This window comes from Pseudomonas oleovorans subsp. oleovorans (genome assembly GCF_002197815.1).
Lineage (GTDB): Bacteria > Pseudomonadota > Gammaproteobacteria > Pseudomonadales > Pseudomonadaceae > Aquipseudomonas > Aquipseudomonas oleovorans.
The window spans coordinates 38,195-58,170 of sequence record NZ_NIUB01000019.1 but is presented as its reverse complement, the minus strand read 5'-3'; the positions used below and the strand labels follow the sequence as shown (position 1 = coordinate 58,170).

Sequence of the window (19,976 nt, the reverse complement as noted above, 5' to 3'; positions counted from 1 at the left end):
GATGGTGTAATGGTGAATCGGTATACTGCGCGGCATTTCCGTTCATTCGTTCCAACCATAGGTCCGACCATGCGTAACGACGCCAACGACGAGCTCGACAATCTGCCCAGCCTGACTCCGGAGCGCCGTGAGGGTTTCGCCGAGCCGCGTGAGGAGCCCGCTGCGCGTAGCAGCCGCGTGGCCAGCAGCAAGGCTGCAGTGGCCAAGGGCGCCAGTACCGGGCCGCTGTGGGCGCTGGTTGGCGCGCTGAGTTTCGCCCTGGCCGGCCTGAGCTGGTGGAGCCTGCAGCAGATCGGCCTGATGGAGCAGCGCCTGGTGGCGACCCAGGAAAGCTTCGCGCGCATCAGCGAGGAGGCGGCCGGACGAATTCAGGATATTTCCGGCAAGGTGGTGGCCACCGAGTCCAGCGTTACTAGCGGCAACGAGGCACTCAAGCTGCAGGTCAAGCAGCTGGAAAATCGCCTGGTCGAGCTGGGCAAGCAGCAACAGCAGAGCGCCACGGCGCAGGCAGCGCTGGACAAGCGCATCGAACAGTTGAGGGCGGAGCTCAAGAGTGGCTTCGGCGCCAACGCCGATTTCGACAAGCGTCTGCAGGCGCTCTCCACCGAGCAGGCGGCGCTGAAATCCGCCCTGGCGGACGTCAAGGCGACCCAGGCTGAACTGGCCAAGCTCGATACCCGCATCAAGGCCCTCGGTGGCGATATCGATGCGCTGAAGAAGCAGGGCAATCCGGCGCAATTGATCCGTAGCCTGGAGCAGGATCTGCTGGTGCTGCGCAGCGAGCTGGACAACCGCCCGGCCGCCAGTGCCGGGCCGAATACCGCCGAGTTCGATGCTTTCCGCGCGCAGATGACGCGCAACATCAATACCCTGCAGAGCCAGGTGATGAATCTGCAGCAGCAGATCAATCAGCGCTGAGTGCCACCATCTCGATAAACGAACGCCCAGCAATGCGGGGCGTTCGTTTATTGGTCGCGGCTAAAGCCCCTCCCACGGGATATCGCTTGCGGGAGGTGCATTAGCTGCGATCTCACAGACGCGGATAGTCGATATAGCCGACCGGGCCGGAGCCGTAGAAGGTTTCCGGGTGCGGCTCGTTCAGCGGCGCGTCCTTCTGCAGGCGCTCGGGCAGGTCCGGGTTGGCGATGAAGGGGATGCCGAACGCCACGGCATCGGCCTTGCCTTCGGCCAACCAGGCATTGGCCTGCTCCTTGGTGAAGCGCTCGTTGGCGATGAACACGCCGCCGAATTCCTTCTTCAGTTGCGGCGACAGGCTGTCGTCACCCTCCTTCTCGCGGGCGCAGATGAAGGCGATGCCGCGCTTGCCCAGTTCGCGGGCGACGTAGCCGAAGGTCTCGGCGCGGTTGGCGTCGCCCATGTCGTGGGCGTCGGCGCGCGGCGCCAGGTGCACGCCGACGCGGCCGGCGCCCCACACCGAGATGGCGGCGTCGGTCACTTCCAGCAGCAGACGCGCGCGATTCTCGACGCTGCCGCCGTACTGGTCGGTGCGCTGGTTGGTGCTGCTCTGCAGGAACTGGTCGAGCAGGTAGCCGTTGGCACCGTGGATCTCCACGCCATCGAAACCGGCGGCCATGGCGTTCTCGGCGCCTTGACGATAAGCCTCGACGATATCGGCGATTTCTTCGGTCTCCAGCGCACGTGGGGTGACGTAGTCCTTAAGCGGACGGATCAGGCTGACGTGGCCGGCCGGCTTGATCGCGCTGGGAGCGACCGGCAGTTCGCCGTTCAGGTAGATGGGGTCGGAGATGCGGCCGACGTGCCACAGCTGCAGGACGATCTTGCCGCCATTGGCATGCACCGCCTGGGTGATGTTGCTCCAGCCGCGGATCTGCGCATCCGACCAGATGCCGGGGGTGTTCGGGTAGCCCACGCCCATCGGCGTGACGGCAGTGGCTTCGCTGATGATCAGACCGGCCGAGGCACGCTGTACGTAGTACTCGGCCATCAGCGCGTTGGGCACGCGGTCTTCGTCGGCGCGGCAGCGGGTCAGCGGCGCCATGATGATGCGGTTGTTCAGGTGCAGATCACCGATCTGGATGGGGTCGAACAGTGTGGGCATGGTGGTTTCTCCGAGGGAAAGGTCAAATCAGAGTTGCTGGCCGAGGCGCTCGACGAAAGCCTGGATCAGCTCGTCGTTGCGCTTGAAGACGTGCCACTGGCCGACCTTGCGGCTGGTCACCAGATCGGCGCGTTGCAGGGTGGTCAGGTGGGCGGAAACGGTGGATTGCGAAAGCCCGGTACGCAGGTAGATCTTGCCGGCGCAGACGCCGATCTCCAGCGGATGCTCCTGCTCGGCGAAGTGGCGCTCGGGCTCCTTCAGCCAGTAGAGGATGTCGCGGCGCACGGGGTGGGCGAGGGCCTTGATGATGGTGTCGATGTCCATGGCAGTGTCGGTGTGTATCGTCATGGGGCGAACTTTATATCGTCTCTGGGCGATATACAGATTGATTGTGCCAATAGTCCCCATCAACAGCTTCGATTGTCCTGCTCAGGGCGGTAAGCTCGTGTCATGAACTACCTGGCCCATCTTCATCTTGGCGGCGATGCGCCGCCGCAACTGCTCGGCAGCCTGTATGGCGACTTCGTCAAGGGCCCCCTGGCCGGACGCTGGCCGACTGAGATCGAAGCGGCCATCCGCCTGCACCGGCGTATCGACGCCTTTACCGACAGCCACCCGCTACAGGCGCGCGCGCGTGCCCGGTTTCCCGCCGCGCGGCGCCGCACGGCCGGCATGCTGCTGGATCTGTTCTTCGACCATTGCCTGGCCCGCGATTGGGTCGAGTATGCGGCGCAGCCGCTGGATCATTTCACCCGCGAGGTGTACCGGGTGCTGGCCGCCGAACCGGAGTTGCCGGGACGCCTGGCGCTGATGGCGCCGCGCATGGCGGCGCAGGACTGGCTCGGCAGCTACCGCGAGTTCGCGGTGCTGGAGCAGGTGATCGCCGGCATGCAGCGGCGCCTGTCCAGGCCGCAGTTGCTCGACGGCAGCCTGGCCGAGCTGGAGCGGCTGTACCAGCCGCTCAGCGAGGATTTCCGCGCCTTCTACCCCGAGCTGATCGCCTTCGCCCGTCAGGCGTAGGGCGGGGGTACCCCGCCAGCCCGGCTAACGGCGGGTTGCACCCGCCCTACGGGCCTGTGCATGCAGGCCGAAGCGCCGCACCACCCACTTCTCCAGTTCCGCCGCGCAGAACAGTGCCAGGCCGGCCAGCAGCACGCGCAGCCATTCATCAAAGCTCAGCCCGGTGGAGCCGAACACCTGTTGCAGCGGCGGGGCATAGGTGAACAGCATCTGCAGCACGATGCAGGCGGCGATGGTCAGCAGCACGACCCGATTGCCCAACAGGCCGTCGCGGCTGAGTACCGAGCCGAAGATGCTGCGGCTGTTGAGCAGATAGAAAATCTCGCACATCACCACGGCATTGACCGCGATGGTGCGGGCGCTCTCCAGGCTGTTGCCACGCTCAAGCTCCCAGAGGAACAGGCCGATGCCGGCGCCGGCGATCAGTACCGACACCATCACCACGCGCCAGACGAAGAAGCCCGATAGCAGCGGCTCGTTGGGCGCCCGTGGCGCGCGTTTCATCAGCCCGCGTTCGGAGGGCTCGAAGGCTAGCGCCAGGCCCAGGGTGCTGGAGGTGACCATGTTGACCCACAGTACCTGTGCCGGGGTCAGTGGCAGCACCACCTGAAAGAGGATGGCGAAGATCACGATCAGCGATTGGCCGCCGTTGGTGGGCAGGGCGAAGAGGATGAATTTCTTCAGGTTGTCGTAGATCGCCCGGCCTTCGCGCACGGCGCCGGCGATGGTGGCGAAGTTGTCGTCGGCCAGCACCACTTCGGCCGCTTCCTTGGCCGCCTCGGTGCCCTTGAGCCCCATGGCCACGCCGACGTCGGCGCGCTTGAGCGCCGGGGCATCGTTGACCCCGTCGCCAGTCATCGCCACCACCTGGCCACTGTCCTGCATGCATTGCACCAGACGCAGCTTGTGCTCGGGGCTGGCGCGGGCGAACACCTCGATGCCGGGCAGTACCTCGCGCAGGCGGCGCTCGTCGAGCAGTTCCAGTTCCGCCCCGGTCATCGCCGGCATGCTGACGCCGATGCCCAGTTGCGCGCCGATGGCGCGGGCGGTTTCTGCGTGATCGCCGGTGATCATCTTCACCCGGATGCCGGCGCGCTGGCATTCGGCGACGGCGGCGATGGCCTCGGCACGCGGCGGGTCGATGATGCCGACCAGTGCCAGCAGGGTCAGGCCGCTTTCCACGTCGGCGAAATTCAGCGTGCGTTGTTCGGCCGTCGCCGGCTTGCTGGCCAGTGCCAGCAGGCGCAGGCCACGCGCGGCCAGGTCGGTGGCCTGGCGGCGCCAGTAGTCGGTATCCAGCGCCTCACTGCTGCCATCGGCGCTGCGCTGGTTGCTGCACATCTCCAGCACGCGCTCGGGAGCGCCCTTGAGATAGATCAAGCCATGGCCGGCGTGGTCATGGTGCAGGGTGGCCATGAAGCGGTGTTCGGACTCGAACGGGATCGCATCGCTGCGCGGCAGTTGCGCGTGCAGGGTCGGACCATCCACACCGCTTTTCAGCGCCAGGGTCAGCAGTGCGCCTTCGGTCGGGTCGCCATGCAGCCGCCAGTGGCCGGCATCATCTTGTTGCAGGCGGGCGTCGTTGCACAACTGCGCGGCGCGGGCGACTTCCAGCAGGGCGGCGTCAGGCTCACACAGCGCACCGTCCTGATGAAAGGCGCCTTCCGGGGCATAGCCCACCCCCGAGACATCGAGGATGCGGCTGGCGCTGACCACACGCTGCACGGTCATTTCGTTGCGGGTCAGGGTGCCGGTCTTGTCCGAGCAGATCACCGTCACCGAACCGAGGGTTTCCACCGCCGGCAGGCGCCGCACGATGGCGTTGTGGCCGGCCATGCGCTGCACGCCGAGGGCCAGGATCACCGTCATGATCGCCGGCAGCCCCTCGGGGATGGCCGAGGCAGTCAGTGCCACCACCATCATGAACATCTCGCCGGGGTTCTGGCCGTGCCAGAGGATGCCGAGGATGAAGGTGGCGAACGCCAGGATCAGGATGATCACCGCCAGCCAGCGGCTGAACTGTTCGATCTGTCGCAGCAGTGGCGTGGACAACGCCTGCACCTGCTGCAGCATCGCGCCGATTCGGCCGAGTTCAGTGTTGGCACCGGTCGCCACCACCACGCCGCTGGCCTGTCCGCTGCTGACCAGGGTGCCGGAATAGGCCATGCAGCGGCGGTCGCCGAGCGCGGCGTCGGCGTTGCAGTGGGCTACGGATTTTTCCACCGGTACCGATTCGCCGGTCAGCGCCGCTTCTTCCACCAGCAGGTTCTTCACACTGATCAGGCGCAGGTCTGCCGGCACCTTGTCGCCGGACGCCAGCAACACGATGTCGCCGGGCACCAGGCGCTCGGCATCGATTTCATGACGTTCACCGCCACGCAGCACCATGGCGTGGGGCGAGAGCATGCTGCGGATGGCGTCCAGCGCGTTCTCTGCCTTGCCTTCCTGGATGAAGCCGATGATCACGTTGATCAGCACCGCGGCGAGGATCACCGAGGTGTCGACCCAATGGCCGAGCAGCGCGGTGATGATGGCGGCCACCAGCATCAGATAGAGCAGCACGTTGTGGAACTGGTAGAGCAGGCGCAGCAATGGCCCCCGGCGTTGTGGCGGCGGCAGGCGATTGGCACCATGCTGCTGCAGGCGCCGCTGCGCCTCGTCCTGGCTGAGACCGCTGGCGCTGCTGCGCTGCACTTTCAGGGCGTCCTGTGCAGTCAAGGCGTGCCAGGTGTGGTCGGTATATTCTGAGGGGGCATTGCCCATGGGGCGAGTCTCCTGCGGTGTCCGGGCCGTGCTCGCGGGCCAGCGTGCGGCGGGACGGCGAGTGTTGCGGGTTACCCTAAGTGCGCGTTAACGCACAGGAGCTGACCTGCATCAAGGACTGGGGCGTCGGCAGGCGTTTGAATGTAACGCGGTGTTAGGTTCTGTACGAAAAGTGCCTGTGCTTGGTGAAAATGGGGCCGGAATGCTCATCTACAGCTCGTAAACCCGAGTGCGAGCCCAGTCCGGATCTTATCCGTTTTTATGGGGGCGCCATCGGTATCGCCTGATCTTCGCCCGGCGACTTTTCGTACAGACCCTGGAATGCAATGGAGGAAACGAGATGATCAAGATTCTGGTAGCAACCGATCTGTCCGAGCGTTCGGCGCATGCGGTGCAGCGTGCCGTGCAACTGATTCGTCGTCAGGGTGGCGGTGAATGGGGTCTGTTGCATGTGATCGATGATGAGGCCCCTGCCGCCTATGTGCAGCGCCAGGTACAGCAGGCCGAGAGTCTCTTGCAGACCCAGGCCGAACGCCTGGGGGAGCAGGCCGGCAGTGTGCCGCGTGTGATTGTCGGCACGGGCGAAGCGGCCGCGGTGATCGTCGAGAGTGCGCAGGGCATGGGCGCCGATCTGCTGGTGGTGGGGGCGCATCGCAAGTCGACGCTGCGTGACTTCTTTGTCGGCACCACGCTCGAGCGCGTCGTACGCAGCAGTCATCTGCCGGTGCTGCGGGTCAACGGCCCGGTCACCCACGAGTACCGGCATGCCTTGCTGGCGATGGATCTGTCGCGTACCTCGCTGCAGGCATTGAGCCGGGCGCGCGACTTGGGCCTGGTGAGCCTGGATGAACTGCATGTGGCCAGTGCCGTCGAGCCTTTAGCCGCCGGCGCGATCATGGAGCCCGGGATCAGTGCCGAGGTGCTGGAAAACCAGCGCCAACTGCTGCGCCAGCAACTGCAGGAACGCCTGGCGGCGGTCGGCGCGTGCCTGAATGACGAGCGCCTGCTGGTGCAGATCGGCTCACCGGAAGGGGTGATCGGCGAGGCGCTACGCCAGAGTGGCGCGGACCTGCTGGTACTCGGTACCCATGCCCGTGAAGGGGTTTCGCGCTTCTTCCTCGGCAGCGTCGCCAGTCGCCTGCTGGCCTCGCTCGACAGCGACGCGCTGATCGTACCGCCGGCTGACTGAGCGGCTACGACCTGTAGCCTGGATGAACTCCGGGGCACCCTTGGCAAAGCCCCCGGATTGCATCCGGGTTACGCGGTGGATCAGGCGGCTTCGGCTTCGGCTTCGGTCGGCAGCGTGACCGGCGTTTCCAGTTGCAGGGCGCTGGCGATCATGGCCTGGCTGTGCCGGGCCAGTTCGTTACGGCTGCGTGAGGCGCTGGGAATCGGCGCGAGCAGGTGTATCTCCACCTCGCAGGCCGGCTGCGAGAGCAGGCGCAGCAGGTGCGAGAGCATGTCGTCATCGCCGACGAAGGGCGCTACCGGACACGGTTGGCCATCGCGCAAATAACGGATGGCCACAGGTTGCAGCGCCACGCCGCTGTCGATGGCGCTGCTCAGCAGACGGCCATGGAAGGTACGCAGGGCCAGGCCGTCGGTGGTGGTGCCTTCGGGAAATATCAGCAGGTGATGACCCTGCTGCAGATGGCGAGTGAGCTGCTGGCCGACCTGGCTGCTGTCGCCCGCACCGCGGCGGATGAACTGCGTACCACCCTTGTGTGCCAGCCAGCCGGCGACCGGCCAGTCGCGCACCTCCGCCTTGGACAGGAAGGACAGCGGCTGCAGAGCGCCCAACAGCGGAATGTCGGTCCATGACACATGGTTGCTGACCCACAGCATCGGTTGCGTCGGCAGCTCGCCCTCGACCCGCACGCGAAACGGCAGGGCGCCACCCAGGCGTGCCAGGAACCCGCGGGTCAGACGTTGGCGCAGCGGCATCAGGTCATGCCGAACCACCCGCTCGAACAGGCTGACGATGCCGGCCAGCAGGGCGCCAAAGGCGATTACCAGGGCCAGATGAAAGAGGCGCAGGGACAGACGCAGTTTGGCCATTGAGGCCTCCGCTTGAGGACGAGTGGCGGCATTATCCATTGATAGAGTCGTTTGGCGATGCTTGGGGGCATGCTGATGTGTAGGAGCGAGCTCTGCTCATGAATGCTGGACACTCTCGTTCGCGAGCAGAGCTCGCTCCTACAGCCGGGTGTCAGACTGCCGCCTTGAAGTGCCGGGCATAGCGCGGGCACAGCTCGTCGCGCTTGAGCAGGATGAACACGTCGGCCACCTGGAAGTCGCGATCCCAGCAGGGCTCGCCGCAGATCTTCGCGCCCAGGCGCATGTAGGCCTTGAGCAGCGGTGGCATCTCGGCGATGACGTTGCCCGGCAGATCCAGCTGTGGCAGCGGGTGCTTGGGCTCGGCGCGCAGGTGCTCGGTGCACAGGTAGCGTTCGCGCAGGCGCTGCATGATGGCCTGGGCCTGGATGCCGCCGTCCTGCATGGAGATGCTGGCGCAGCCCATCAGGTAGCGGTAGCCGCCTTCGTTGAGCACCTCGGCCAGTTCGCCCCAGAGCACGGCGATGGTGGCGCCGTTGCGGTAGGTGACATCGACGCAGGTGCGGCCGATTTCCAGTACCGGGCCTTCCAGTCTGGCCAGGCCGTGCAAGGCGAATTCCTCTTCGCTGTAGTAGCGGCCGAGACCGGCGGCGGCCTGGTGATCGAGCAGGCGAGTGGTGGCGACCAGTTCACCGCTGTTGAGATCACGCACGCCGATATGGCTGCAGTGGATGTCGTAGTCGTCCATGTCCAGACCCAGTTCGGCGCCGTTGAGCTTGGCATCGAATTCCGCGCTGAACACGCGGTAGCGCAAGGCCTGGGCTTCACGCAGGGCGGCGGGGCCTTGCAGGCGTTCGGCCTGCAGACGGCGAGCGGTTTGAGTCATGCCAGATCCTCCGTGTGCCGGCTGAATGCTTGCAGCCGGTCGATCTTGTTGGGCAAGCTCAGGCTAGGTAGCTGTGGTGTCACCACCGTGACGCTTTTTTGATGCTTATATGACGGCGCTCGAAGCGCTGCTGCGAGGAGGCCCGTGATGCCCTGGTCGAGTCTGTTTCAGTCTGTCGAGCGCCTGTCTGCCGAGCAGGGCCTGGAGGACTGGTACGCCCGTCTGCTGACCCGCCTGGGGGATACGCCGCAACCCTTCGAGCTGGCACTGGTGGGCGGCCTGCTGGCGGCCACGCCGGGGTTGGCGTTTCTCGCCGGCTATCAGGCGGCGTTGCGCATGCTGTGGCCGGCGGCGCCCTGGACGGCAGGCGCGCTGTGCGTGACGGAGAACCGCAGCACCCGCCCGGCGGACATGAACACACGTATCGACGGCCTGCAGATCACGGGGCGCAAGGATTTCGTCACCGCTGCCGAATGTGCCGACTGGCTGCTGGTGGCGGCGCGCGAGGAGGACGAGGGGCAGGCGCCGCGTCTGGCTCTGGGCGTGGTACGCCAGGGCGCGCCAGGTGTGCGTATCGAGCCGCTGCCGGCCCTGCCGTTGATGCCGGATATCGGCCATGCGCGACTGCACCTGGAACAGGCCCACGGCGAGCGCCTGGCCGGCGACGGCTGGGGCGACTACGTCAAACCCTTCCGCACCCTGGAAGACGTGCATGTACTTACCGCTGTTGTCGCCTGGCAGTTTGGCGTGGGGCGCGATTGTGCCTGGCCTGAAACGCTGCTATTGCGCCTGCAAGCGCTGCTGGCCGGTTGTGCCGAGGTCGCGCGGCAGGCGCCCGATGCGCCCACCACCCATCTGCTGCTGGCCGGGTTGTTCGCCGAGCAGCAGGCGTTGGCCGTTGAACTGAAGGTGGCCTTTGCCGGCGGGCCTGTGCACTGGGCCGAGCTGTGGCAGCGCGACAAGGGCTTGCTGCGCATCGCCGAGGCGGCACGCAGCAAGCGCCTGGAGAAAGCGCGGCGGATTGTCGCCGGCCGTTGACCCATATCAGTACCCATTGTTGCTTGCGCGCCTAAGCTTGCCTCGCGTTTCTTCTACGAGGTTTCCATGCGCCGCGAGCCCATCGTGCTGTTCGATAACGGCAGCCACCAATGCCTGATGTTCGATGACCTGGTCAGCGGCGAGGGCGTGCAATCCAACCAGTTCCTGATCACCGACAACGAACAGTATCTGCTGCTCGACCCGGGCGGTGACCTGACCTATACGCCGCTGTCGCTGGAACTGTCCAAGCATATTCCGGTGCAGGATCTGACCTACATCTTCGCCTCGCACCAGGACCCGGACATCATCGCCTCGCTGGACAAGTGGCTGCTGCACACCCGCGCGCGGGTAATCTGCTCCAAGCTTTGGGCGCGTTTTTTGCCGCACCTGACGGCCAATTACCTGGCGTTGAGCCGTGGCATCAATACCTATGACCGCATCATCGCGCTGCCCGATCGTGGCCAGAGCATCCCGTTGGGCAAATGCACGCTCAAGGCCGTGCCGGCGCACTTTCTTCACTCGGTGGGCAACTTCCAGGTCTATGACCCGGTGAGCAAGATTCTGTTCTCCGGTGACATGGGCGCCTCGCTGGTCGATGATGCCTCGCCGGTGCGCGACTTCGTCAACCACGTACCGAACATGGAAGGTTTCCATCGCCGTTATATGGCCGGCAACAAGGCCTGTCGCCTGTGGGCGGCGATGGTGCGGCAGATGGATGTGGAAATGATTGTGCCGCAGCACGGCCGGCCCTTCGTCGGCCCGGAAATGATCAGCGCCTTCCTCTACTGGATCGAGAACCTGGAATGCGGTCTCGACCTGATGGGGCCGGAGGATTACCAACTGCCCAAATGAAGGTGAGAGATGGCGTTTTCGTCGCTTCAAGCCGTCATCATGGCCATGCTAGGGTGCGCCACGATTTCTGATCGAGGCCGTCCATGTCCATCTCCTTGCTTCGTCGACTGAGCCTGGCGCTCGGTTTCAGCCTGGCTGCCAGCAATGCCTTGGCGGAAAACTGGCCGCAACCCGACTGGCAGAGCCAACCCCGTATCGAGAGCCCCGCGCTGGCCGAGCTCGAACAGTACGCCTTCCCGAAACGCGATGACGTCGAGCGTACGGGCGTGCGCACCGATGCGCTGCTGGTGATCCGCGATGGGCAGATCGTCTACGAACGCTACGCCGAGCCGACCACGGCGCGGACCGCGCACCTGACCTGGTCGATGGCCAAGAGCCTGCTCGCCACCACCCTCGGCGTCGCTTACGCCGAGGGGCGCTTCAAACTCGATGCACCGGTGGCACAGTACTACCCGCCGATGGCGGACCACCCACAGATCAAGATCGGTCATCTGCTCAACTGGGCCTCGGGCCTGGCCTGGGAAGAGGACTACGAGTACGCGCCGCTGAAATCCTCGGTAGTGGCCATGCTCTACACCCGCGGCCGCGCCGACATGGCGGCCTTCACCGCTGCGCATGCGGCGGACGCTGCGCCGGGCACGCGCTTTCGTTATTCCAGTGGCGACAGCAACGTGCTGGCTGCCGCGTTGCGCGGCATGGTCGGCGAGCAGGTTTACGCCGACTATCCCTGGACAGCGCTGTTCGAGCCGCTGGGCATTACCAGCGCGACCTGGGAGCGCGACGCCAGCGGCACCTTCGTTGCGTCGTCCTATGCCTACCTGAGCGCGCGCGACCTGGCCCGTGTCGGCCTGCTGATGCAGCGCGGCGGTCGCTGGGGCGAGCGCCAGTTGCTGCCGGCTGCCTGGGTCGATTTCGTCTCCACGCCTTTCGCTGGCTACCAGCCGCAGTTGGCCAAGTCGGGGGATGCCGTGCCAGGCGGGCATTGGTGGCTCAACGCCGAACTGCCAGGCAGCACGCGGCCCTGGCCGGATGCACCGGCCGATACCATCGCCGCGCTCGGGCATTGGGGGCAGGGGCTGTACGTGATGCCACAAGAAAACCTGCTGGTGGTGCGTTACGCCGATGACCGTGACGGCAGCTTCCAGCACAACGACCTGCTCAAACGCGTGCGTGCGGCCTTCGCCGCGGAGGTGCAGCCATGATCCGTCGCCATCCGATCCGCAGCGCGCTGGTGCTGCTGTTGGTTCTGCTGCTGGCCTGGGCCTGGCCTAATCGCGCCCATCTGGCCGCCTTCCCCGACATCATCGGCGCCTACACGGCCAAGGAATACTGCTCCTGCCGTTACGTCAGCGGCAACCCGGCGGCCTACTGTGAAGGCTATGTCGCGCAGTACGTGCCGATTAGCAGCCTGCTGGATGACGAAAGCGCCAAGCGTGTGACCGCCAGCGGCCTTGGCCGCAACCACAGCGCTGTCTGGCTGGGTGAGCGGCAGGGCTGCCAGTTGCTGCCGAGCAAGTAGGGCGGGTGAAACCCGCCACCTCGGCAGCGGCGGGTTGCACCCGCCCTACGGTTCTGTGCGCGCCGGGCTTTGCAAGGCTCGCGCTGGCGACTATCGTTGCTGCCTGGTCATGCCGTTTTTCGAGTTCTCATGCGCCGTTCGCTTCTCGCCCTGTTGCTTGCCGCTGCCTTGCCCGTCCACGCCGACTGGTACCTGGACAACGAGTCTTCGCGGCTGTCGTTCATCTCCACCCATTCCGGCAGTCAGTCGGAGGTGCATCGCTTTCTCACCCTGCACGGGCAGATCGCCGCCGACGGTCGCGCGCGCCTGCGCGTGGATCTTGACTCGCTGAGCACCGGTGTCCCTCTGCGTGACGAGCGCCTGCGCACCATGTTGTTCGACACTTCACGTCTGCCCGAGGCGCGCATCAGCGCCCAGGTCAACCTGCCGCAACTCACCGACCTGGCACCCGGGGCACAGCTGGAACTGCGACTACCGCTGCAACTGACCCTCAACGAGCGCACGCGTGAGCTGCACAGCGAACTGCTGGTAACGCGGCTGGATGATCACCGCTTCCAGGTGGTGACCCTGGCTCCGCTGGTGTTGCACGCCGAAGACTTCGCCCTGGCCAGTGGCGTCGAGGCGCTGCGCAAGGTCGCTGACCTGCCGGCCATCAGCCTGTCGGTGCCGGTGGGCGCCGTGCTGATCTTCACGGCGCGGTGAGCGTGCACAAGCGCGGCCGCATCTTTCCCTGGCGGGGTGGCAATCGCTTCGAATTGCTGCTGGACGGGCCGGCGTTCTTCCCACGCATGCTGGCGGCCATCGAAGGCGCCAGCCAGCAAGTGGAGATCGAGCTTTACCTGATCGAGGACGGCCGCTGCAGTGAGCGTCTGGTCGATGCGCTGTGCCGAGCGGCTGAGCGTGGGGTGAGGGTACGTGGTCTGTTCGATGCCTACGGTTCCGCAGGCCTGGGCATCGCGCTACGTGAGCGCATGCAGACCGCCGGTGTGCAGCTGCGCTGGTACAACCCGGTGCGCTTGCGGCGGGGTATCCGTAACTTTCATCGCGATCACCGCAAGCTGCTACTGGTGGACCAGCGCCTGGCGTACGTCGGTGGCACCGGTTCTACCGACGAGTTCTGGCAGCCGGATGAGGCTCGCAGCTCCTGGCATGAGGTCATGGTGGAAATCGAGGGGCCACTGGTCGGCGACTGGCAGCAGTTGTTCGAGCAACTCTGGCATACGCGTTTTTTATGGCGCCCGAATCATCAGCCGACTGCGCTAAACCTGCCTAAGTGTCCGCCTGCCGGCGTTGGGCTGGGGCGTGTGGCCTATGCCGATGCTGCGCAGCATCGCGACATTCTGCTGTCGCTGTTGCGCGCACTGAAGGGCGCCAAGCAGCGCGTCTGGCTGGCCACGCCTTATTTCCTGCCGACCTGGAAAATCCGCCGTGCCCTGCGCCGCGCTGCAGCGCGCGGTGTCGAGGTGCGCCTGCTGCTGGCCGGGCGCAACACCGATCATCCGCCGGTGCGTTTTGCCGAGCAGCGTTACTACCCCAAGTTGCTCAGGGCGGGGGTGCGCATCTTCGAATACCAGCCGCGTTTCCTGCACCTGAAGATGGTGCTGGTGGACGATTGGGTCAGCGTCGGCTCGTGCAACTTCGACCACTGGAACCTGCGCTTCAACCTCGACGCCAATGTCGAGGCGCTGGATCCGGATTTCACCCGGGCAGTGACGGCCAGCTTCATCGAGGACTTCGGCGTCAGCCGCGAGATCACCCTCGATGATTGGCACCAGCGCCCCTGGTGGCGCCGTGCGCAACAGCGCCTGTGGGGTTGGCTGGATCGGCTGGCGGTGAATCTGCTCGATCGCTGGCGTTGAGACAGGCTCGCTCGGAACGCTGAGCGGGCCTGATGGCTTTTAGCCGAGGAAGTAGAACGCACCACTGATGACGATGCCCGAGTACAGCAGTATGATCAGGCAGTAGCCCATGATGTCGCGTGCACCGAGGCCGACGATGCCGAGCAGGGGCAGTGCCCAGAACGGCTGGATCATGTTGGTCCAGGCGTCGCCCCAGGCAATCGCCATGGCGGTAACGGTGGTCGACACACCCAGCGCCTCGGCAGCCGGCAGCATGATCGGCCCTTGCACGGCCCACTGGCCACCACCGGACGGCACGAACACGTTGACCACGCCAGCGCTGAGGAAGGCCAGCAGTGGGAAGGTGTCGGCCGAGGACCAGGAGATGAACGCTTCGGTGATCTGCCGGCCGAGGGAAATACCGTCGGCGTTGGCGCCCATCATCATGCCCATGATCCCGGCGTAGAAGGGGAACAGCAGGACGATGCCGCCGATGCCGCGCACGCTCTCGTCCACCGCGCGCATGTAGCGCTCCGGGGTGCCGTGCATCAGCAGGCCGCTGAACAGGAAGATGGCGATGACCACATCCAGGCCAAGCACGAAGCCCTTGGTGGCGAAGTGGTTGAACAGGTAGATACCGGCCATGGCCACCAGTGCCAGACCGAGGATGCGGCTGTCGTCCAGGCGCTGCGCCGGGGTTTCACGAGCCGGCAGTTCCGCGCGCGATTCCACCAGTTTGGCCGGGTCGGCCACCTTGGCACCCTGGCGCGGATGCATGGCGCGGTTGAGCAGCGGCAGGCCGATGAACAGCAGCGCCACGATGGTCAGGTTCAACGGGCTGAACAGGGTTTCGGTGATGCTTACCGGGTCGGTCAGCACGCCTGCGGTGATGCGCGCCAGATCCGGGCCGCCGGTGGCCATGGACAGCGGAATCGAGCCGGCCAGGCCGCCGTGCCAGACCAGGAAGCCCGAGTAGGCCGAGGCCACCAGCAGCGGGTAATCGACGCCATCGACCTTGCGTGCCAGGGCGCGGGCGAACACCGCGCCGATGACCAGGCCGAAGCCCCAGTTGACCCAGCAACCGACCAGCGCCACCAGGGTGACCATGATGATTGCCTGACCGGGTGTGCGTGCCAGGCCGGCCAGGCGGTCGAGTTGACGGTTGATGATCGGCGCACTGGCCAGGGCGTGGCCGGTGACGAAGATCAGCGACATCTGCATGGCAAAACCGAGCAGCGTCCAGAAGCCGCCGCTCCAGTGTTGCACCATGGCCGGTAGCGATTGGCCGGTGGAGAGGATGCCGGCGAGTAGTACGCCCAGCGTGAGCAAGGCGGAGAACACGAAGGGCGAGGGCAGGTACTTCTGTACCAGGCTCACGCTCATGCGGGTGAGGGTATTGAACATCGATGACGCCTCTTTCTTATGGTTGTGTAAGGGCTGTTCCAGGCATTCAGGTCGGTTGTGCCTGGCGGGTGGAAATGACAACGCCCGGCCGGAGCCGAGCGGATGGTTGTGTTGCTCCGTAGGGCGGGTGAAACCCGCCGGTTCCGATAGTGGCGGGTTGCACCCGCCCTACGGTTTCGCGCTTTACTCGCGCTCGATGGCCAGGGCCACGCCCTGGCCGCCACCGATGCACAGCGTGGCAAGGCCTTTCTTGGCATCGCGGCGGATCATCTCGTGCAACAGGCTGACCAGCACGCGGCAGCCCGAGGCGCCGATGGGGTGGCCGAGGGCGATGGCGCCGCCGTTGACGTTGACCTTGTCGGCATTCCACCCCAGCTCCTGGCCGACCGACAGCGCCTGGGCGGCGAAGGCTTCATTGGCTTCGATCAGATCCAGGTCAGCCAGGCTCCAGCCAGCTTTTTCCAGGCAACGACGGGTGGCCGAGACCGGGCCGATGCCCATGATCGCCGGGTCGACGCCGGCATTGGCGTAGCCGGCAATCTTCGCCAGCACCGGCAGGCCCAGCGCCTGTGCCTTGGCCGCGCTCATCAGCAGCACGGCGGCGGCGCCGTCGTTGAGGCTGGAGGCGTTGCCGGCGGTGACGCTGCCGTCTTTCTTGAACGCCGGCTTGAGCTTGGCCAGGGATTCGGCGGTGGTGCCGGCACGCGGCTGCTCGTCACGGGCGAAGGCGATGGGGTCGCCCTTGCGCTGCGCGATCAGCACCGGAGTGATCTCGGCATCGAAGCGTCCGGCTTCGATGGCCGCCACGGCTTTCTGCTGCGACGCAGCGGCGAAGGCATCCTGGGCTTCACGGCTGATGCCGTACTTTTCCACCAGGTTCTCGGCGGTGATGCCCATGTGGTAGTCGTTGAAAGCGTCCCACAGGCCGTCGACGATCATGCTGTCGAGCATCTGTGCATGGCCCATGCGCAGGCCGGTGCGGGCTTTCGGCAGCACGTAGGGCGACAGGCTCATATTCTCCATGCCACCAGCGATGATCACCTCGGCGTCGCCACAGCGAATGGCCTGGGCCGCCAGGTGCAGGGCTTTGAGGCCCGAGCCACAGACTTTGTTCAGGGTCATGGCCGGCACGGCATGGGGCAGGCCGGCGCGGATAACGGCCTGACGTGCGGGGTTCTGACCAGAACCTGCAGTGAGTACTTGGCCGAGGATGACTTCATCGACCTGGGCGGCGTCGAGGCCGGTTTGTTCCAGCAGGCGCTTGATGACGATGGCGCCGAGTTCCGGCGCGGGAATATCGGCCAGGCTGCCCTGGAAGCTGCCGATGGCGGTGCGGGTGGCGGCGACGATGACGACGTCTTGCATGGGATGACTCCTCTCGGCTGATGGGCCGCGTATTGTGGGAGGGGCTTTAGCCGCGACGAGAAAGTCTCGCCGCTAAAGCGCCTCCCACAATGTAGAAAAACGCCTCGAAGACGCCGTGCGTGGTGGCGCCTTCGAGACGGTAGACAACCTAGAACTGCATTTCCGGGACGTGCTCGGGGACGATCAGCTTGCCGGCGGTCTTGGCGACGATTTCCTCGACGCTCACGCCCGGTGCGCGTTCGCGCAGGATGAAGGCGCCGTTCTCGATCTCCAGGTAGGCCAGGTCGGTCAGTACCCTGCGAATGCAACCGCTGCCGGTCAGTGGCAGGCTGCAACGCTCGAGCAGCTTGGATTCGCCGTCCTTGGAGGCGTGGGTCATGGTGACGATGATGTTGTCGGCGCCGGCCACCAGATCCATGGCGCCGCCCATGCCCTTGACCAGCTTGCCGGGGATCATCCACGAGGCGATGTTGCCGTTAACGTCCACCTCGAAGGCGCCGAGCACGGTCAGGTCGACGTGGCCGCCACGGATCATGGCGAAGGATTGCGACGAGTCGAAGATCGCCGCGCCCTTGATTGCGGTGACGGTCTGTTTGCCGGCGTTGATCATGTCGGCGTCCACTTCCTCTTCGGTGGGGAAGGCGCCCATGCCGAGCAGGCCGTTCTCCGACTGCAGCATCACGGCCATGCCCTCGGGCACATAGTTGGCCACCAGAGTCGGGATGCCGATGCCGAGGTTGACGTAGAAGCCGTCCTGCAACTCGCGGGCGACGCGCTGGGCCATTTGTTCACGGGTCAGTGCCATGCTGGTCTCTCCTCAGGCGCGCAGGGTGCGTTTTTCGATGCGTTTCTCGAAGCTGCCGCAGATCAGCCGGTCGACGTAGATGCCGGGGGTGTGAATCTGCGTCGGGTCGAGTTCACCGGGCTCGACGATCTCTTCGACCTCGACCACGGTGATGCGCCCGGCGGTGGCGACCACCGGGTTGAAGTTCTGCGCGGTGTGGCGGTAGACCACGTTACCGAAGTGGTCGGCCTTCCAGCCTTTGACGATGGCGAAGTCGCCGGTGATGGCCGGCTCGAGGATGTAGTGGCGGCCATTGATCTCGCGCGCTTCCTTGCCTTCGGCGACCGGGGTGCCGTAGCCGGTGGCGGTGAAGAACGCGGGGATGCCGGCGCCGCCAGCGCGCAGCTTCTCGGCCAGGGTGCCTTGTGGGGTCAGTTCGACTTCCAGCTCGCCGGAGAGCAGTTGCTGCTCGAACAGGGCGTTCTCGCCGACGTAGGAGGCGATCATCTTGCGGATCTGCCGGTCTTCCAGCAGCACGCCGAGGCCGAACCCGTCGACACCGCAGTTGTTGGACACCACGGTCAGGTCACGCACGCCGCGACGACGGATCTCGGCGATCAGGTTCTCGGGGATGCCACACAGGCCGAAACCGCCGGCCAGCACAGTCATACCGTCCTGCAGGCCGTCCAGGGCTTCTGCATAGCTGCCGACGCGTTTGTCGAGTCCGCTCATTAGAGGCTGCCTCTTTTGTTGTTATCTGGGGTGAGACCAAGCTTCTGCGCTATGGGCTTATTTGTTAAGTTTGTTTTTCCTCTTGATTGATCAGGTAAATAAATCAATGACCGTCAAGCAGCTACGCGCCTTTCTCGCCGTGGCGCAGAGCCTGAGCTTCGCCCAGGCCTGCGAGCGCCTGCATCTGTCGCAGCCAGCACTGAGCCTGGCGATCAAGAACTTGGAGCAATCGCTCGGCGGCCAGTTGCTGGTGCGCACCACCCGCAGCGTGGCGCTGACGCCGGAGGGTGAGACGTTGTTGCCGATTGCCGTGCGCCTGCTGGCCGACTGGGACAACGCCGAGGATCTGCTGCGTCAGCACTTCACCCTGCAGATGGGCAAGGTGGCGGTAGCGGCCATGCCGTCGTTCGCCGGCAACCGTTTGCCGGCGGCGCTGCGCGCGTTTCGCGATGCCTACCCGCGGGTCAACGTGGCGGTGCACGACGTGATCAACGAACAGGTGATGGAGATGGTGCGCGACGGTCGCGTCGAGCTGGGCATCGCCTTCGAACCAACGACACTGGATGGCTTGCAGTTTACCCCCCTGTACGAGGACCGTTTCGTCGCCGTGGTGCCTGTCGCCAGCGAGTTGGCCGAACAGTCCGCGCTGACCTGGGCACAGCTGCTGGAACAACCCTTTATCACCCTGCAACGGCCCTCGGCGGTGCGTTTGCTACTGGAAGACAGCGTGACCGCCAGCCACGGCAAGCTACCGGTGGCGTTCGAGAGTCATCAGTTGGTCACGGTCGGGCGCATGGTTGCCGAAGGCCTCGGCGTCAGCGCCGTGCCGCAACTGTGCCGGCAGCAGATGGAAGAACTCGGCGCGCGCTGCCTGCCGCTGAGCGAGCCGCAGGTATCGCGCCGCGTCGGCCTGCTGCACCAGGCCGGGCATCAACTGTCCAGCGCGGCGCAGGCGTTGAGCGAGGTGCTGCTGCATCAGGTCGGGCAGTAGGGCGGGTGAAACCCGCCGCCTGCGTTGTGGCGGGTTGCACCCGCCCTACGAGCCTAGAACTGAGACAGGTCTGCCGGGGTGTCGATGTCCTGCAGTACGCCAGGATCGTTCAGCTCGACGATGCGCACAGCCTCGGGATGTTGCTGCAGCACCGGCTTGGCGCCAGCATCGCCGCTCAGCGTCGCGAGCTGCGGCCAGAAAGCGCGGCCGAACAGCACCGGATGGCCGCGCTTGCCCTGATAGCTGGGCAGCACGATGGCGTTCGCGCTGGCGTGAGCGAACAGGGTTTCCAGGCTGTCACGGCGAATCGCAGGCATATCGGCGAGAAAGATCGCCACCGCGTCAGCGCGCGATTCGGCCAGTAGTCGCTCGGCACCTGCCGCCAGGCTGTGGCCCATGCCCTGGGCCGTTAGCGGATGCTGGACGAGCTTGATGTTGGCGGGTAATCCCAGCTCCGTGATGGACTCGTCCGGGCGCAACACCAGCCAGACTTCTTCGAGCATCGAACAGGGTAGCGCCAGGCTGGCCGCCAGTAGCGAGCGACCGTCTGCCAGTGTTGCACGCCGCTTGTCGGCGCCGAAGCGGCGGCTGTAGCCGGCCGCCAGCATCAGCGCTGCGACCCTGTGGGCTGGGCGCTCGCTGACCATGT

Annotated in this window: 20 protein-coding genes; 10 read left to right on the top strand and 10 right to left on the bottom strand. The window is 65.5% G+C overall.

Features of this window, described 5'->3' with window-relative positions:
- Positions 1-69 precede the first annotated feature (69 nt).
- The gene (locus PSOLE_RS13020; RefSeq protein WP_003459589.1) at positions 70-918 is read left to right on the top strand and encodes a hypothetical protein; all 849 of its coding nucleotides are present in this window, start codon (positions 70-72) and stop codon (positions 916-918) included.
- A gap of 112 nt (positions 919-1,030) precedes the next feature.
- On the opposite strand, the gene PSOLE_RS13015 is transcribed toward PSOLE_RS13020, so the two are convergent.
- Positions 1,031-2,080, bottom strand: coding sequence for an alkene reductase (locus tag PSOLE_RS13015; RefSeq protein ID WP_003459590.1), 1,050 nt, complete (start codon positions 2,078-2,080; stop codon positions 1,031-1,033).
- Between the two features lie 27 nt (positions 2,081-2,107).
- Entirely contained in the window at positions 2,108-2,428 is a 321-nt protein-coding gene (locus PSOLE_RS13010; RefSeq protein WP_039964365.1) for an ArsR/SmtB family transcription factor, read from the bottom strand.
- A gap of 102 nt (positions 2,429-2,530) precedes the next feature.
- Between PSOLE_RS13010 and PSOLE_RS13005 the strand changes: the two genes are divergently transcribed.
- Positions 2,531-3,100, top strand: a complete 570-nt coding sequence (locus PSOLE_RS13005; protein WP_003459592.1) for an acyl carrier protein phosphodiesterase — start codon at positions 2,531-2,533, stop codon at positions 3,098-3,100.
- A gap of 24 nt (positions 3,101-3,124) precedes the next feature.
- Here PSOLE_RS13005 and PSOLE_RS13000 read toward each other — a convergent pair whose 3' ends face one another.
- Complete coding sequence (locus PSOLE_RS13000) at positions 3,125-5,863, bottom strand: cation-transporting P-type ATPase (protein ID WP_074860202.1); 2,739 nt, start codon at positions 5,861-5,863, stop codon at positions 3,125-3,127.
- 340 nt (positions 5,864-6,203) lie between these two features.
- On the opposite strand from PSOLE_RS13000, the gene PSOLE_RS12995 reads away from it, so the two are divergent.
- Complete coding sequence (locus PSOLE_RS12995; protein ID WP_003459594.1) at positions 6,204-7,052, top strand: universal stress protein; 849 nt, start codon at positions 6,204-6,206, stop codon at positions 7,050-7,052.
- 80 nt (positions 7,053-7,132) lie between these two features.
- Here PSOLE_RS12995 and PSOLE_RS12990 read toward each other — a convergent pair whose 3' ends face one another.
- Both PSOLE_RS12990 and olsB read right to left on the bottom strand, forming a co-directional pair.
- The gene (locus PSOLE_RS12990; protein ID WP_074859335.1) at positions 7,133-7,921 is read right to left on the bottom strand and encodes a lysophospholipid acyltransferase family protein; all 789 of its coding nucleotides are present in this window, start codon (positions 7,919-7,921) and stop codon (positions 7,133-7,135) included.
- Positions 7,922-8,072: 151 nt separating this feature from the next.
- Positions 8,073-8,804, bottom strand: a complete 732-nt coding sequence (gene olsB, locus PSOLE_RS12985) for an L-ornithine N(alpha)-acyltransferase (RefSeq protein WP_003459597.1) — start codon at positions 8,802-8,804, stop codon at positions 8,073-8,075.
- 147 nt (positions 8,805-8,951) lie between these two features.
- Here olsB and PSOLE_RS12980 point away from each other — a divergent pair, with 147 nt between their 5' ends.
- From PSOLE_RS12980 to PSOLE_RS12955, 6 genes are all read left to right on the top strand, one after another.
- Positions 8,952-9,842, top strand: a complete 891-nt coding sequence (locus PSOLE_RS12980) for an acyl-CoA dehydrogenase family protein (protein WP_074859332.1) — start codon at positions 8,952-8,954, stop codon at positions 9,840-9,842.
- Positions 9,843-9,908: 66 nt separating this feature from the next.
- Positions 9,909-10,694, top strand: a complete 786-nt coding sequence (locus PSOLE_RS12975; RefSeq protein ID WP_003459601.1) for an oxygen-binding di-iron domain-containing protein — start codon at positions 9,909-9,911, stop codon at positions 10,692-10,694.
- Between the two features lie 83 nt (positions 10,695-10,777).
- Positions 10,778-11,896: a serine hydrolase domain-containing protein gene (locus tag PSOLE_RS12970; RefSeq protein ID WP_074859329.1), complete on the top strand. Its 1,119-nt coding sequence runs from the start codon at positions 10,778-10,780 to the stop codon at positions 11,894-11,896.
- Complete coding sequence (locus PSOLE_RS12965; protein WP_074859327.1) at positions 11,893-12,213, top strand: amidase; 321 nt, start codon at positions 11,893-11,895, stop codon at positions 12,211-12,213. Before PSOLE_RS12970 ends, PSOLE_RS12965 begins: the two co-directional genes overlap by 4 nt.
- A 129-nt stretch (positions 12,214-12,342) precedes the next feature.
- Complete coding sequence (locus PSOLE_RS12960) at positions 12,343-12,915, top strand: YceI family protein (RefSeq protein WP_074859324.1); 573 nt, start codon at positions 12,343-12,345, stop codon at positions 12,913-12,915.
- A gap of 2 nt (positions 12,916-12,917) precedes the next feature.
- A complete protein-coding gene (locus PSOLE_RS12955) occupies positions 12,918-14,072 on the top strand; it encodes a phospholipase D-like domain-containing protein (RefSeq protein ID WP_172480658.1) in 1,155 nt (384 codons plus the stop codon).
- A gap of 39 nt (positions 14,073-14,111) precedes the next feature.
- Here PSOLE_RS12955 and PSOLE_RS12950 read toward each other — a convergent pair whose 3' ends face one another.
- The 4 genes from PSOLE_RS12950 to PSOLE_RS12935 form a co-directional block, all read right to left on the bottom strand.
- Entirely contained in the window at positions 14,112-15,455 is a 1,344-nt protein-coding gene (locus PSOLE_RS12950) for a short-chain fatty acid transporter (RefSeq protein WP_074859317.1), read from the bottom strand.
- Positions 15,456-15,638: 183 nt separating this feature from the next.
- Complete coding sequence (locus tag PSOLE_RS12945; RefSeq protein WP_074859314.1) at positions 15,639-16,820, bottom strand: acetyl-CoA C-acetyltransferase; 1,182 nt, start codon at positions 16,818-16,820, stop codon at positions 15,639-15,641.
- 148 nt (positions 16,821-16,968) lie between these two features.
- The gene (locus PSOLE_RS12940) at positions 16,969-17,625 is read right to left on the bottom strand and encodes a CoA transferase subunit B (protein WP_074859311.1); all 657 of its coding nucleotides are present in this window, start codon (positions 17,623-17,625) and stop codon (positions 16,969-16,971) included.
- Between the two features lie 12 nt (positions 17,626-17,637).
- The gene (locus PSOLE_RS12935) at positions 17,638-18,336 is read right to left on the bottom strand and encodes a CoA transferase subunit A (protein ID WP_074859308.1); all 699 of its coding nucleotides are present in this window, start codon (positions 18,334-18,336) and stop codon (positions 17,638-17,640) included.
- A gap of 106 nt (positions 18,337-18,442) precedes the next feature.
- Between PSOLE_RS12935 and PSOLE_RS12930 the strand changes: the two genes are divergently transcribed.
- Positions 18,443-19,327, top strand: a complete 885-nt coding sequence (locus tag PSOLE_RS12930; protein ID WP_003459617.1) for a LysR family transcriptional regulator — start codon at positions 18,443-18,445, stop codon at positions 19,325-19,327.
- 53 nt (positions 19,328-19,380) lie between these two features.
- Here PSOLE_RS12930 and PSOLE_RS12925 read toward each other — a convergent pair whose 3' ends face one another.
- Positions 19,381-19,974 carry a nucleotidyltransferase family protein gene (locus PSOLE_RS12925; RefSeq protein ID WP_074859305.1) on the bottom strand — a complete coding sequence of 198 codons (594 nt, stop codon included), beginning with the start codon at positions 19,972-19,974 and terminating at the stop codon, positions 19,381-19,383.
- Positions 19,975-19,976 lie beyond the last annotated feature (2 nt).

What these genes read in the sequence shown, in the direction of transcription:
- PSOLE_RS12945 (WP_074859314.1), bottom strand. Translation starts at nt 16,820, where the DNA reads ATGCAAGACGTCGTCATCGTCGCCGCCACCCGCACCGCCATCGGCAGC.
- PSOLE_RS12930 (WP_003459617.1), top strand. Translation starts at nt 18,443, where the DNA reads ATGACCGTCAAGCAGCTACGCGCCTTTCTCGCCGTGGCGCAGAGCCTG.
- PSOLE_RS12995 (WP_003459594.1), top strand. Translation starts at nt 6,204, where the DNA reads ATGATCAAGATTCTGGTAGCAACCGATCTGTCCGAGCGTTCGGCGCAT.
- PSOLE_RS12935 (WP_074859308.1), bottom strand. Translation starts at nt 18,336, where the DNA reads ATGAGCGGACTCGACAAACGCGTCGGCAGCTATGCAGAAGCCCTGGAC.
- PSOLE_RS13010 (WP_039964365.1), bottom strand. Translation starts at nt 2,428, where the DNA reads ATGACGATACACACCGACACTGCCATGGACATCGACACCATCATCAAG.
- PSOLE_RS12990 (WP_074859335.1), bottom strand. Translation starts at nt 7,921, where the DNA reads ATGGCCAAACTGCGTCTGTCCCTGCGCCTCTTTCATCTGGCCCTGGTA.
- PSOLE_RS12940 (WP_074859311.1), bottom strand. Translation starts at nt 17,625, where the DNA reads ATGGCACTGACCCGTGAACAAATGGCCCAGCGCGTCGCCCGCGAGTTG.
- PSOLE_RS12965 (WP_074859327.1), top strand. Translation starts at nt 11,893, where the DNA reads ATGATCCGTCGCCATCCGATCCGCAGCGCGCTGGTGCTGCTGTTGGTT.
- PSOLE_RS12950 (WP_074859317.1), bottom strand. Translation starts at nt 15,455, where the DNA reads ATGTTCAATACCCTCACCCGCATGAGCGTGAGCCTGGTACAGAAGTAC.
- PSOLE_RS12960 (WP_074859324.1), top strand. Translation starts at nt 12,343, where the DNA reads ATGCGCCGTTCGCTTCTCGCCCTGTTGCTTGCCGCTGCCTTGCCCGTC.
- PSOLE_RS12970 (WP_074859329.1), top strand. Translation starts at nt 10,778, where the DNA reads ATGTCCATCTCCTTGCTTCGTCGACTGAGCCTGGCGCTCGGTTTCAGC.
- PSOLE_RS12975 (WP_003459601.1), top strand. Translation starts at nt 9,909, where the DNA reads ATGCGCCGCGAGCCCATCGTGCTGTTCGATAACGGCAGCCACCAATGC.
- PSOLE_RS12925 (WP_074859305.1), bottom strand. Translation starts at nt 19,974, where the DNA reads ATGGTCAGCGAGCGCCCAGCCCACAGGGTCGCAGCGCTGATGCTGGCG.
- PSOLE_RS13020 (WP_003459589.1), top strand. Translation starts at nt 70, where the DNA reads ATGCGTAACGACGCCAACGACGAGCTCGACAATCTGCCCAGCCTGACT.
- PSOLE_RS13015 (WP_003459590.1), bottom strand. Translation starts at nt 2,080, where the DNA reads ATGCCCACACTGTTCGACCCCATCCAGATCGGTGATCTGCACCTGAAC.
- PSOLE_RS13000 (WP_074860202.1), bottom strand. Translation starts at nt 5,863, where the DNA reads ATGGGCAATGCCCCCTCAGAATATACCGACCACACCTGGCACGCCTTG.
- olsB (WP_003459597.1), bottom strand. Translation starts at nt 8,804, where the DNA reads ATGACTCAAACCGCTCGCCGTCTGCAGGCCGAACGCCTGCAAGGCCCC.
- PSOLE_RS12980 (WP_074859332.1), top strand. Translation starts at nt 8,952, where the DNA reads ATGCCCTGGTCGAGTCTGTTTCAGTCTGTCGAGCGCCTGTCTGCCGAG.
- PSOLE_RS13005 (WP_003459592.1), top strand. Translation starts at nt 2,531, where the DNA reads ATGAACTACCTGGCCCATCTTCATCTTGGCGGCGATGCGCCGCCGCAA.